We start from the raw sequence: 13,180 nt of genomic DNA on the forward strand, positions 1-13,180 counted from the left end.
GCTTTAACGATTTCAATCTTTAAATTTTTACTTAACAAAACCTAACTTATACCATCTTGCATTAGAATCTGATGGCTTAAGTGAGAAGTTAGAAAGTTTGTTATTAACAGCTGTGATGCTGTAACCATTTGATACAGGAACAACGTATGCTTCCTTGTTCATGTAGTCTTGCCACTTGTGGAAGACCTTCACTCTGTATGAATTATCAAATGACTTTTGAGAATCAATATCATTTAATAACTGAGTGTTTTCCTTGGTTACGAATCTTGAGTAGTTAAATGGAGCTTCTTCATTGTATAAGTCAGCTGGTGATGGTTCACTTGATAAACTCCATGCCCCAATAAACATATCAATGCCTGATGCATCATTCTTAATCTTGTCATAGAATGAGTTAAATTCAATCAAACGACCAGTTGAAAGCTTTACATCCAAGCCAATCTTCTTCCATTGTTGGATGTAGTTTTGAATGATTGATTCTTGGACGTTACTGCTACCATTCATGGCAGCTAAGTAAATGACAAGCTTCTTACCATTAGGAAGAGTACGGTAAGTGCCCTTCTTCTTAAAGCCAGCCTTATCCAAAATTTGGTTAGCCTTCTTTATGTTATATGAGTAATGGAAGGCATTTTTATCATAATATTTTCCAAATTGCTTAGGAATTAAGGTTGGAATTCTAAATGACAAGCCACTTGAATAGCGCTTGTATGCTTCATCAACATTCATTGCGTATGCAATAGCTTGACGAAGTGACTTATTATTCATTTTGGCATTCTTGTTCATCACATTCTTGCCATTCTTGTACTTACCAACCTTGAATGCTAAGTAACTGTATTGTAAAGGAACCTTAGCTACAAAGTTATAGCCCTTAGCGCCCTTAATGTTCTTCCATTGTGAGTTTACTACATCAATTACGTCAAACTTGTTAGACTTAATTGATTGAGCAACAGAATTGGTACCAATTACGGAGTTTACAATCTTAGAAATCTTTGGAGTTCCGCGCCAGTAATATGGATTCTTTACCCAAGTTGCTGATTGGCCACGAACTAATTTTTGTAACTTATAGGGACCAAAGAATAATGGGTGCTTTCTAACCTTATCACTTGAGGCTAAGTCCTTGAACTTAACATCCTTAAGGTAGTGATATGGCTCAGCTTGTTCCCAGAAATATCCATTACCTGATTGATACATACCTGGTTTCATTTCTTGGAAGTGAATTACAATTGTCCTACCATTTTCACCATCTGGCATTTCAATCCCAGAAATCTTTGAAGCTTTTCCTTCATGATATTCAGGCATCCCCACAATTGAAGCAATGGCAGAAGTGTAATATGGAGATTGTGATTCCTTGTTACCTAGAATTTCATATGGATATTCAAGGTCTTTGGCTACAACTTGCTTACCATCTGACCACTTAACACCCTTTTTGACAGTAATAGTAACTGTCTTAGCATTTTGATCAATTTTTAAAGTAGCAGCGCCTTTATCATTAATCTTGTAATTATCATCAGTATCAAATAATGATTCTTGTCCATATTGAGATACTTCTGAGTCAATTGCACTTGATGAAAGTTCTTGACTAAAAATTCCAGTAAATGGTGTATCTGTTTCAATAGCAACCTTTAAGGTACCACCACTTTTAACAGTCTTCTTAGGTACAGCTTGTTTGAAATGTGGTGTAGCATCAGAAGATGAATTATTACCACTACCACATGCTGTTAGAGTCAATGCAACTCCAGCCAATAAACCAGCTGATGCAAATACTTTCTTTGAAAACATATTAATTCCCCCAAATTAATTGGAACAAGTTGATATCCTTATATTATCATCGTTTATTAAAGATATCAATTGCTTTTATTAATTTGGTCTTATATATTTGTAATCAGATTTATAAATTGCTCAATTATATGTAATTTTATATTTATGACTAGTTTTTATAGTGAGCTAATTGGAGAAAAAAAATAAGCCTTGTGGCTTATTTTAACTAGTTTTCACGTTGTCTTGCATCCCCAGCTCTTTGTAAGGCCTTACCAACATAGTTAATACTTAATGAAATAACAAGAAGTAAAATCATGGCAGGTACCCAAAGCCAAGGTCTAGTAGTAACGTTTACTGGGTCATTGGCATATCCAATCAAAGTACCAAGTGATGGAGTAGTTGATGGAAGACCATAACCAATAAATGAAAGTGAAGCTTCTATACCAATATTTCCTGCAACTGAAAGGATTACGTCAATAATAATCATTGACGAAATATTTGGCAATACTTCTCTAAACATAATTTGTAAGTTTGATGAGCCAGAGGTTTTGGAAGCAAGTACATATTCTCTTTCTCTTTGAGACAGGACAAATGATCTGTAGTAACGCGCACTCCCAGTCCAGGCAAACAAGGTAATCATAATAACCAAAGTAAAGGCATTGTAATTTGGAATAGTTGCTGCAAAGACAATCAAAATTGGCATTTGTGGCAAAATTTGCACGAAGTCAACTATACGCATGATGATATTATCAATTAAACCACCAAAATATCCAGAAACAAGTCCAATAACCAAGCCAGAAATCAGTGAGATTACAGTTACTGAAAGACCAACCATGATAGAGTTTCTACCACCCATGATTAAAAGCTTCAAAATATCACGGCCACCGTCATCAGTACCAAGCAAGTGCCCTGCTTCGCCCCAGCCATAGTAGGAATCAGCAATATTAACTTCGGTTACTTGTGATTTATTCAAAAATAGTGAACCACCAAAAGTAAATAACAAGATGACAATAATAACTGCTAACGCAGCTAGCGCCATTTTATCACGTTTAATTTCATTCCAGACTATTCTAAGACCAGAAGGTGGAAGTGAAACTTTGGATTGATTTTCTTTTTTCTTATCTTTTTTCATTTCCTACACCTCCTATTGAATTCTGATTCTTGGGTCAACGATACTCATGATAATATCTGACAATAAGTTACCAATTAAAGTTAAAATACCATAGAGCAAAATCAATGCAGTTAAGGTAGTGTAATCACGTTGGCTAATTGAATCAAGGAACAACTTACCCATACCAGGATAACTGAAAACAGTTTCCAAAAGAATTGATCCACTTAATAAACCGGTAATTGTGTTACCAAAGAATGCAGCAATAGGCAGTAATGAATTACGCAAGATGTGCTTATTGAAGACCACCTTTTCTGGAACACCCTTTGAACGGGCAGTTCTAACATAATCTTCAACCTTGTTATCAATAATTCCTGTTCTTAAGTAGTTAATGATACCGGTGGTGCTAAGAATTGCTGATAATAAACCTGGTAGAATTAAGTGTTGAATTCTACTAAATAGCAATCCCCAGAATCCACTTGCATCGGCCCCAACAGAACCACTAATTGGGAACCAATTCAAGATAAATCCAAATAAGTATAACCCTAAGATATAGAATACAAATGATGGTGTAGCAATAATTAGATAAGTATAAATTTGAATACCTTGGTCAGCAATGCCATCTTGGTGTTTACCAGCAATAATACCTAAAGGCAATGCAATCACGTAAGTAACAATTACTGAAAATAAAGCTAACCAGAAAGTATTAACTGCTCTGTCCCCAATCAATGAAGCAACAGAGGTATGTTGAATGTAACTAGTACCTAAATCACCATGTAATAAGTTACCAACCCAGCGAGAATATTGTACCCAAGGTGCATCATTCAATCCAAGTTGTTGCTTTAATCTAGCAATTTCTTTTGGATCTGAATTTGGGTTAATCAAACCAGTAAAAGGATCCCCTGGCATCATTTTAGCTAAGAAGAAAACTAAAATACTTAGCAAGATGATTTGAGGAATCATAACTAAGAATCTACGTAGAACTGTTTTCCACATTGTTTTATTCCCCCTCTTCCATCTTGCTTATTAAATCTGATGGTAAAGCTACATAGTGTGTAGGCGTTACCCTTTGTAGTGGAAATACCCGTCCATCCTTATCATACCAACGTGATTGGTTATCAAGGAATTCACGTTCAACTTCAAGACGGTGCTTTTTATTTTCTTCACGATGATCAACATCAACTTGAGGAATTGAAGCAAGCAATCTCTTAGTATAGATATGCATTGGATTGTTGTAGATTTCTTCTCTAGTACCAATTTCAACTAAACGTCCCCGGTGCATAATAGCCAAGTTTTCAGACATGTGCTTTACGACACCCAAGTCGTGTGAAATAAATAAGTAAGCAATGCCGTATTGTTGTTGAATATTCTTCATAAAGTTCAATACTTGAGCTTGAACTGATAAGTCCAAAGCACTAGTAGGTTCATCAGCAACAATTAACTTAGGTCTGGTTGCAACTGCACGTGCAACACCAATTCTTTGTCTTTGACCACCGGAAAATTCGTGAGGATATTTATAAATTGCATCACTTGGCATTCCAACGATATCAAGCAACTCTTGAACTCTTTTACGTTCTTCATCAGTTGTAAGATTTTCAAAGTTACGAATTGGTTCAGCAATAATATCTTCAATTCGCTTTCTGGGATTCAAACTTGACATTGAATCTTGGAAAATCATTTGGACATCCTTGTTGTAGTTTAACTTTTTACGGTTAGATGCCTTAGTTATATCAACACCCTTATATAGGATTTGTCCACTTGTTACCTTTTCAATTCCGACAATTGCCTTACCAGTGGTTGATTTACCAGAACCTGATTCCCCAATCAAGCCGTAAGTTTCACCTTCATTGATTGAAAAGTTAACACCATCTACTGCACGTACATAATCAGTAATTCTGTTCCAGAAGCCGGAACGAATTGGGTAGTGCACTTTTAAATCTTTAATTTGAATTATTTCTCTTCCCATAATTATCCCCGCTTACTATTGGTTGTTAAAGTGAAAGTTCTTCCAGCAAGTACATCTTACTAAGTGTCCTGGTTCTACTTCATGTAAAACTGGGTCATCTTCGTGTTCGCTGGCTGGAACCCATGGAATTCTGGCTGCGAATCTGTCACCAGTACGTGGCATATTCTTCAATGATGGAACAGTACCATGAATAACATGTAATTCTTGATCAGTATCATCTGATTGAGGCATTGAATTCAAAAGTGAGCGAGTGTATGGGTGCAATGGATGTTTGAAAATAGTCTTAACATCGGATTTTTCGACAATTTGACCTGCATACATAACTGCAACTTCATCAGCTGTTTCTGCCACAACACCTAAGTCGTGAGTAATCAAAATAATTCCTGAATGAGATTCCTTTTGAATTTTTTCAAGCAAATCTAAGATTTGAGCTTGAATAGTAACATCCAAGGCCGTTGTTGGTTCGTCTGCAATAATAATTTCAGGTTTACATGCAATTGCCATCGCAATTACTACACGTTGACGTAAACCACCAGATAATTCGTGAGGATAATTGAGATACATTTCTTCAGGTCTTGGCATCCCTACTTGATTAAAGAGCTCAAGTACCCGCTTCTTACGAGCTGCTTCATCTAAATCAGTATGGTAATACAAAGTTTCAGCTACTTGATCTCCTACACGCATTAAAGGATTCAAACTTGCTAAGGGATCTTGGAAAATCATCCCAATATTGTTACCACGAATCTTATTGAAAAGTGACTCGTTTAATCCAACAAGATTTAATTCATTGTAAAGAATATCTCCAGTTACTTTTGTGTTTTTGTGGTCATACAAGCCGATAATGCTTGATGCAATCGTACTTTTACCACAGCCAGATTCACCAACAATAGCTAAAATCTCATCCCGCTTCAAGGTAAAACTTACATCATCAGCTGCATCATAAAACTTACCTTGCAGGCGATAACCTGTATGTAAGTGTTGAATATCTAAAAGTAGGTCACTTTGTCTCTCCAAAGTTCATCCCTCCATCTAACTTTCGGCATGTATTATTAAAGGCCTATTAGTTTTCTTAATTTATTTTATAATTATAAACAAATGCCTTTTTATATGCAAGAAATACCAACAAAAAAATTAAATCTACCTAAAAGAATTATTGGTGTTTTTCAATATATTCTACAGCTTGTCCCACTGTAGTAAGCTTTTCAGCTTCATCATCAGGAATTTCTGAACCAAATTCATCTTCTAAATCCATTACAAATTCAACAAAATCAATTGAATCTGCATCTAAATCATTCTTAAAATTTAAATCCATTGTTACTTTATCTTGATCAATGTTAAAGTGATCAGCTAAAATGCTAGCAATTTTATTAAAAATTTCTGTTTGTGTCATCATAATTCCTCCGTTTATTTGTTACTTGTAGTTTACGGCAATTAATTATTTCCGTCTACCAATTTTACTTATCGTCATTTTTTGAAAATTCAGCTGTAAAGACACTGGTTAAATCTTCTTCAATCATCTTATCAATTTGAATCAAAGTATAATAAATTGCACGTTGGTCTGAACGGCCATGAGTTTTAACAACTGGACTTTTTAGACCGAGTAATACCGCACCACCATATTTAGCAGTATCAAACTTGCTTTTAATTGACTTTAGTGCGCCTTTAATTAATAAAGCTCCGATTTTGGTTATAAAACTGCCGTTTATAAGTGCATCCTTAATCAAATGCAAAATTGTACTAGAAGTACCTTCTATATTCTTTAAAACAGCATTTCCGGTAAAGCCATCAGTTACAACAACATCTGCCATTCCAGATAGAAGCTGATTGCCTTCAATATTTCCAATAAAGTTAATTGGCTCTGCTTGCAAGAGTTGATAAACATTTTTATGTAAATCATCACCCTTATCGTATTCAGCACCATTATTTAATAAAGCAACTTTAGGATTTTTTATACCTCTAACTTTTTCAGCATAAAAACTTGCCATTTGAGCCCACTTTACTAAGTATTCTGGCTTAGCTTGCGCATTAGCACCAACATCAATCATATTAAAGCCATTATCAGAATTCTTTACAGGTAAAGTTGGCATTAAGCCTGGTCGTTCAACTCCCTTAATGCGTCCTACGATAAAAATACCTGCAGCAAGTAATGCCCCTGTGTTACCTAATGAAAGTAAACCATCGGCTTTTCCAGTCTTAACATAATTGGCTGCCACAACAAGTGATGAATCCTTTTTTCGGCGAATCGCTCTCACAGGTTCATCTTCATCTGAAATTATTTCACTAGTATTAATAATCTCTATTTGATTATCCAGTTCTTCACTAGGTAGATACTTCGAAATTTCTTCTTTATTTCCAAATAACAAAAATTGGGTTTCTTTTAATTCTTTTTTAGCTCTTAAAACGGCTTTGATGATTGCTTCAGGTGCATTTTCTCCACCCATGGCATCAATTGCAATTCTTCTCATTGAATTCACCTAATCTATTTCCTTTATTTTCTTGTTATATGCAATCACAGCTTTTAAAGCAGGATTTTGATTCAAATTCGGGTCTTTTTTAATTATTGCACGAGCAAGTTCTTGGGCAACAACCATAGCATTGTAATCATTAACCAAGTCTCCTTGCCTAAATTCTGGTAATCCAGATTGAGCCTTTCCAAATAAATCACCTTGACCACGCAACTTTAAGTCTTCTTCAGAAAGTTTAAAACCATTGCTTGTTGTTGAAATAATTTGCATTCGTTTCTTACCAATTTCAGTTTTAGGATCAGCGACAAAATAACAATAACTTTCTGTTTGTCCCCGCCCAATTCGACCACGAAGTTGGTGCAACTGACTTAATCCAAAGCGATCAGCATCAAAAATAACCATCATATTGGCGTTAGGAACATCGACCCCAACTTCAATAACACTTGTAGCAACTAAAATCTGAATCTGCCCCGCAGCAAAGCTGGTCATAATATCGTCTTTTTCATCGCCAGCCATTTGGCCATGCAGTAAAACTACTTGCTCATCTTTAAAGTAATTAGCTAGTTTTTGCGAAAGTTCTTTAGCATTCTTTAAGTCGATATTTTCTGATTCTTCAATCAGAGGTGTAACAACATAAATTTGAAAACCTGCAGCTAATTGTTCTTTCATCTTAGCCAGAACTTCATCTAAATGACTTGTTGTTACCCACTTTGAAACAATTGGCTTTCTCCCCGCTGGTAAATGTCGAATTTCAGAAACATCCATTTCACCATAGGCAGTCAATGCTAACGTTCTTGGAATTGGAGTTGCAGTCATCGCCAAAACATCTGGATTATCACCTTTTGCAATTAACTTTTGACGTTGATTAACACCAAAACGATGTTGCTCATCGATGATAACCAAGCCTAACTTCTTAAAGGAAACATTCGCTTGAATTAGTGCATGCGTTCCAATTACTACATTTAAGGTGCCATCAGTTAATTCACGATAAATTTCACGCTTTTCCATTGTTTTTGTAGAAGAAGTCAATAAAGCAACTCTTACACCAAATTGTGCTAAGGTATTGGCAATTTTATTGAAGTGTTGATTGGCCAGAATTTCTGTCGGTACCATTAAAGCAGCTTGATATCCAGCCGTAATTGCCGCATATATTGCAAATTCTGCAACTACCGTCTTACCACTACCTACATCCCCTTGTAATAAACGGCGCATCTGCTTAGCTTGTCCCATATCTGATAAAATTTCATTAATTACTTTCTTCTGATCTGGAGAAAGTTCAAATGGCAAAGTTTTTGCTAAATTATCTAACTCACTTGAACTATATTTTTTAGCCGGAGCTTTTTTACTAGCTGGATTCATACTCAGCTGAGCTAACTGAACTTGAAAAAGGAAAAATTCTCTAAACATGGCTGATCTTTTAGCAAATTTAGCTGCTTTGGGACTAGCTGGTTGATGCATCCACTTCACTAATTCCTGATCTGAAAGCAATTTATATTTGCTCCGGATACTTTGCGGAATGATATCTTCTACATCTGGTAATTCATTTAATGCTAACTTGATTAAATCAATCAGCTTTTTTTGCTTAATATGGCGGTTAACTGGATAAACTGGACTTAAGTCACTATCTTGACGACTAGCAACAATCTTAAAAGCCGATAAACTTTGCTTTAACAAACTATATTTGCCATAAACTGCGAGTTCTTTGCCTATTTCTAACTGGTTCTTTAACCATGGCTGATTAAAAAAATTGACCATGATAATATCATGGTCAATTCTCAGTTTGAAACTTAGGCGGCTTTTCTTATACCCAAAACGGCTAAGAAAAGGTTCAGTGGCTACAATCCCTTTTAAGAGTACTTTTTGACCATCTTCTAACTGATCTAGTGGTATCATTTCCAAATCATCATAACGATAAGGAAAATAAAACAATAAATCATAAATGCTATAAATTGAGAGAGAAGCTAAAGCTTCAGCAGTTTTAGTTCCGACTCCCTTTAATTTAGTTACTGGATCAAATAAGTTCTCAATCATTTTATTCTACTGAAACAAGGAATGAGTAGACAGGTTGTCCACCATTATGTATCTCAAATTCTAAATCTTCGTAATTATCTGCTAATCGGTCACGAACTTTTTCAGCATCCGCTTGACTTGCATCACGACCAAACATAATCGTGACAATTTCACTGTCTTCATCAAGCATCTTTTCAATCATGGCACAGGTAGCATCAACTAAGTCAGGCTTATCAACTTCGATATCGCCATCAATGATTCCCATAAAGTCATCTTTATGAATTTCAACGTCATTAATAGTTGTATCACGAATTGCCTTAGTAACTTCTCCTGACTTAACCATATCAAGTTCACCAGACATAGCCTCAACATTTTCATCAATTGTTGCATCTGGATCAAATGAAAGCATTGCAGTTAAACCTTGAGAAATTGTCTTAGTTGGAACAATTCCAATTGGAATATCACAAACTTCAGCTGCTTGCTTAGCTGCCATAATAATATTGCCATTGTTTGGTAAAATAATGGCCTTAGAAGCACCAGATTTTTTAATGGTATCAATAATATCTTGAGTTGATGGATTCATAGTTTGTCCACCAGAAATGATACGGTTTACACCTTCACTTTCAAAGAGCTTTCTAATACCATTACCCGAGCAAACAGCAACAACTGCGAAATCAACTTTTTCTTGGGATTCAGTTGCCTTATCCACAATTGTTTCATGTTGAATTCTCATGTTATCAATTTTAATTTTCCCTAATTGACCAAATTGAGCACCATACATGAAGACTTCCCCGGGATGTTCTGTATGAACATGGACCTTGGCAATTGTATCATCAGAAACAGCTAATAAAGAATCACCCAAGCCAGAAAGATGCTTTCTGAATTCTTCTAAGTTAAATTCTTTCTTCCCAGGTATATCTTTAGTTAAATCAACCATAATTTCAGTACAGTATCCATTTTTTATATCTTTAGTAGATAACTGACTTTGTGATTGCTGGTGAGTAGCATTCATCATTTGATCCATTTCTTCAAGATCTGGTTGATAGTTATCTGAGAAGTTTTCACCTAATAATCCTTCTAGGAAACCTTCATAAATGAATAAAAGTCCTTGACCTCCAGAGTCAACAACACCAACTTCTTTTAAGACTGGTAATAAATCTGGCGTTGTCTTTAAGGCTCTTTTAGCACCTTCAACGATAGCTTGCATTACTTCAGCTACATCTTCAGTTTCTTTAGCCTTTTTTTCACCATCTTCTGCACCAACTCGAGCAACAGTTAAGATTGTTCCTTCAACAGGTTTCATAACTGCTTTATATGCAGTTTTAACCCCATTTGAAAAGGCAGCAGCTAATTCCTGAGCATTTAGAGTTTCTTTGCCTTCAGTAGCCTTATACATCCCTCTAAAGAGTTGAGAAGTGATAACACCACTATTACCTCTGGCACCCATTAACATACCTTTAGCAAGTGCTTCAACCAATTCACCAACCGAATTACTTTGGCTTTCACTTACAGCTTTAGCTCCACTTTCAATGGTTAAATTCATATTTGTACCAGTATCTCCATCCGGTACTGGGAAAACGTTTAAATTATTAACAAATTCTTTATTCTTCCCCATTCGGTGAGTACCTACTCTCACCATATCTCTAAATTGTTGACTTTCGATTACAGTTAATACCAATTTAACTCCTCCGATAAGCGTTAATCATCAAGTACCTTAACGCCTTGGACAATCACGTTTACAGATTTTGTTTCAATTCCAAGTTGTTGCTTTAAATTATACTTGACACTGTCTTGTACATTTCGGCTAACTTCAGATATCTTTAAACCATAGCCGACAATAATATATACATCTACAGTAATCTGATTATCTTCTGATTTGACAACGACTCCACGCTTGTAATTTGCGCGATTCAAAATTTCATTTACTCCATCGCGGATTGCATTTTTGGAAGCCATACCCACGACACCATAGTTAGCAGTTGCAGCTCCACCAACGACTGTTGCAATTACACCGTTAGAAATATCAATTAAACCATATTTTGTTTTAATTTTAACTGCCATATTAACCCTCCGTTCCCAAACTGGATAATACGAATGTATTTTATCATAGTCGTATATTTTATCAAAATGCTATCGACTAAAAAAGACAAAATTTGAAATTTTCTTGCACAAATTGCTAGTTTTTGCTATATTATTAAAGTGTTAATTTAACATAAAGGAGGTTTAGCAAATGGCAAAAGATTTTGTTACTGGCAAAAAGACAACATTCGGCAACAAGCGTTCTAAAGCTTTGAACTCTACTCGTAGAGCTTGGAAGCCAAACCTTCAAAAAGTTCGTATTCTTGTTGACGGCAAGCCAAAGCGTGTTTGGGTAAGCACCAAGACTTTGAAGTCTGGTAAAGTTACTCGTGTTTAATTAGTGATATAAATTAAGCTTAATTATATCCAATCACAACAAACGTTGATATATCAGCACTTGTTGACTTGGTTGTACAAGTTTTGTGCATTAAAAAAGACACTCTAATTCGAGTGTCTTTTTTGTTTACTCAGATATTTATAAAGCGATTTATATCTCTTGAGTAATCAATCATTATTAGCCCTTTGCTAAAGCTCAATTCAAAAGGTTCTGTTACTTCTTTAAATTCATTTGAAGCAAATGATACTGGATAAGTACTTGTGAAATTATCTAGCTCATATTTAGCATCCTTAATCCTTAAATCTGTTACAGCCTCTAAATTAATAACTCCAACATACTTATAATCAGCAATTGGCTTAATTAAATGTTTTCCTGGTAAATAAAATTTAAGTATATTCTGCTGGTCCTGAATTGTTATTCTAGGTGCATATGACCGAAATCTAGGCTTAAGAACCGTAAATAAATTAACCAAAAAATGATCGATTCTTCCACCAGTTGCTCCTAAAATTGTTAAATTATCTAAATGGTAATTTTGAAAGCAACTCTCTAACATTAACTCTGAGTCAGTCAAATCTTTAATTGGAGTTGAATAGCGAACATCGGATACTTTTGCTTCAATCTCAGTTAATTCTTTTTTCTTCAAAGAATCAAAATCACCAATTGCAAGGTTAGGAACTATTCCTTTTTCAAGCAAAAACCAAGCACCGCGGTCAACACCGACTAGCAAATCTGGCCTATTGTGACTTATATTTTCAAAAAAATCAGCTGGTATTAAGTCAACAGGTCCACCAAGTAGACTAATGCCCTTCATTGATTATGCCATCCAAAGTTTTGATTTGAGTTGCGATATTACCTTTTTTAAAGATATATGAACCTGCGACCACAATATCAGCCCCAGCTGCTTTAACATCCTTGGCCGTCTTATCATCGATACCACCATCAATTTCAATTGGAATATTAACCTTTTCAGCAGCAAAAAGTTCCTTTAAGGCAGAAATCTTGTTTATTGTTTCAGAAATAAAACTTTGGCCTCCAAAACCAGGATGAACGCTCATTAACAACACTTGGTTCAAATTAGCCAAAAAAGGCTTCAAGTTATCTACATCTGTTTCAGGATTTAAGACTAAGCCAGCTTTAACCCCATTACTTGCTAAATAATCAAGCCAGTATCCCACTTCATCACTAGCTTCATAATGAAATTCAATTAAATCAGCTCCAGCCTTAGAAAAAGCTGGAATGAATTCTTTTAGATTATTACTCATTAAGTGAACTTCTGCTTCAGTAAAAGGAAATTCACGTTTAAAATCTTGAACTAATTGAGGTCCATAAGATAAATTGGGTACAAAATGTCCATCCATGATATCAATATGAAAACGGCTAATACCAGCTTGAACAGCCTTTTTGATATCACGACCTAAGTTTAAATTATCTGCATTTAAAATTGATGGTGCAATTTTCAT

At 35.2% G+C, this 13,180-nt stretch carries 13 protein-coding genes; 1 reads left to right on the plus strand and 12 read right to left on the minus strand.

Features of this window, described 5'->3' with window-relative positions; translation table 11 throughout:
- Window positions 1-27: 27 nt before the first annotated feature.
- The 10 genes from H628_RS0100300 to H628_RS0100345 form a co-directional block, all read right to left on the minus strand.
- Complete coding sequence (locus H628_RS0100300) at window positions 28-1,776, minus strand: oligopeptide ABC transporter substrate-binding protein (protein WP_027824641.1); 1,749 nt, start codon at window positions 1,774-1,776, stop codon at window positions 28-30.
- A gap of 205 nt (window positions 1,777-1,981) precedes the next feature.
- Window positions 1,982-2,887, minus strand: a complete 906-nt coding sequence (locus H628_RS0100305) for an ABC transporter permease (RefSeq protein ID WP_027824642.1) — start codon at window positions 2,885-2,887, stop codon at window positions 1,982-1,984.
- A 12-nt stretch (window positions 2,888-2,899) separates the two neighbouring features.
- Entirely contained in the window at window positions 2,900-3,859 is a 960-nt protein-coding gene (gene opp4B / locus H628_RS0100310) for an oligopeptide ABC transporter permease (RefSeq protein ID WP_027824643.1), read from the minus strand.
- Between the two features lie 4 nt (window positions 3,860-3,863).
- The gene (locus H628_RS0100315) at window positions 3,864-4,829 is read right to left on the minus strand and encodes an ABC transporter ATP-binding protein (protein ID WP_027824644.1); all 966 of its coding nucleotides are present in this window, start codon (window positions 4,827-4,829) and stop codon (window positions 3,864-3,866) included.
- 15 nt (window positions 4,830-4,844) lie between these two features.
- On the minus strand, window positions 4,845-5,843 hold the full coding sequence (locus H628_RS0100320) for an ABC transporter ATP-binding protein (RefSeq protein ID WP_027824645.1): 999 nt from the start codon (window positions 5,841-5,843) through the stop codon (window positions 4,845-4,847).
- Between the two features lie 136 nt (window positions 5,844-5,979).
- Entirely contained in the window at window positions 5,980-6,219 is a 240-nt protein-coding gene (gene acpP / locus H628_RS0100325) for an acyl carrier protein (protein ID WP_027824646.1), read from the minus strand.
- Window positions 6,220-6,283: 64 nt separating this feature from the next.
- Complete coding sequence (gene plsX, locus H628_RS0100330; RefSeq protein WP_027824647.1) at window positions 6,284-7,294, minus strand: phosphate acyltransferase PlsX; 1,011 nt, start codon at window positions 7,292-7,294, stop codon at window positions 6,284-6,286.
- A 9-nt stretch (window positions 7,295-7,303) separates the two neighbouring features.
- A complete protein-coding gene (gene recG / locus H628_RS0100335; RefSeq protein WP_027824648.1) occupies window positions 7,304-9,325 on the minus strand; it encodes an ATP-dependent DNA helicase RecG in 2,022 nt (673 codons plus the stop codon).
- A gap of 1 nt (window position 9,326) precedes the next feature.
- Entirely contained in the window at window positions 9,327-10,982 is a 1,656-nt protein-coding gene (locus H628_RS0100340) for a DAK2 domain-containing protein (RefSeq protein WP_027824649.1), read from the minus strand.
- Between the two features lie 20 nt (window positions 10,983-11,002).
- Complete coding sequence (locus H628_RS0100345) at window positions 11,003-11,365, minus strand: Asp23/Gls24 family envelope stress response protein (RefSeq protein ID WP_027824650.1); 363 nt, start codon at window positions 11,363-11,365, stop codon at window positions 11,003-11,005.
- 169 nt (window positions 11,366-11,534) lie between these two features.
- Here H628_RS0100345 and rpmB point away from each other — a divergent pair, with 169 nt between their 5' ends.
- Window positions 11,535-11,720, plus strand: a complete 186-nt coding sequence (rpmB, locus tag H628_RS0100350; protein WP_006586914.1) for a 50S ribosomal protein L28 — start codon at window positions 11,535-11,537, stop codon at window positions 11,718-11,720.
- Between the two features lie 130 nt (window positions 11,721-11,850).
- Here rpmB and H628_RS0100355 read toward each other — a convergent pair whose 3' ends face one another.
- Together H628_RS0100355 and rpe are read right to left on the minus strand one after the other, a co-directional pair.
- Window positions 11,851-12,531, minus strand: coding sequence for a thiamine diphosphokinase (locus H628_RS0100355; RefSeq protein ID WP_027824651.1), 681 nt, complete (start codon window positions 12,529-12,531; stop codon window positions 11,851-11,853).
- A complete protein-coding gene (gene rpe, locus H628_RS0100360; RefSeq protein WP_027824652.1) occupies window positions 12,518-13,180 on the minus strand; it encodes a ribulose-phosphate 3-epimerase in 663 nt (220 codons plus the stop codon). The genes H628_RS0100355 and rpe overlap by 14 nt, the downstream gene beginning before the upstream one ends.

It is taken from the genome of Lactobacillus psittaci DSM 15354 (assembly GCF_000425905.1).
Classification (GTDB): Bacteria; Bacillota; Bacilli; order Lactobacillales; family Lactobacillaceae; genus Lactobacillus; species Lactobacillus psittaci.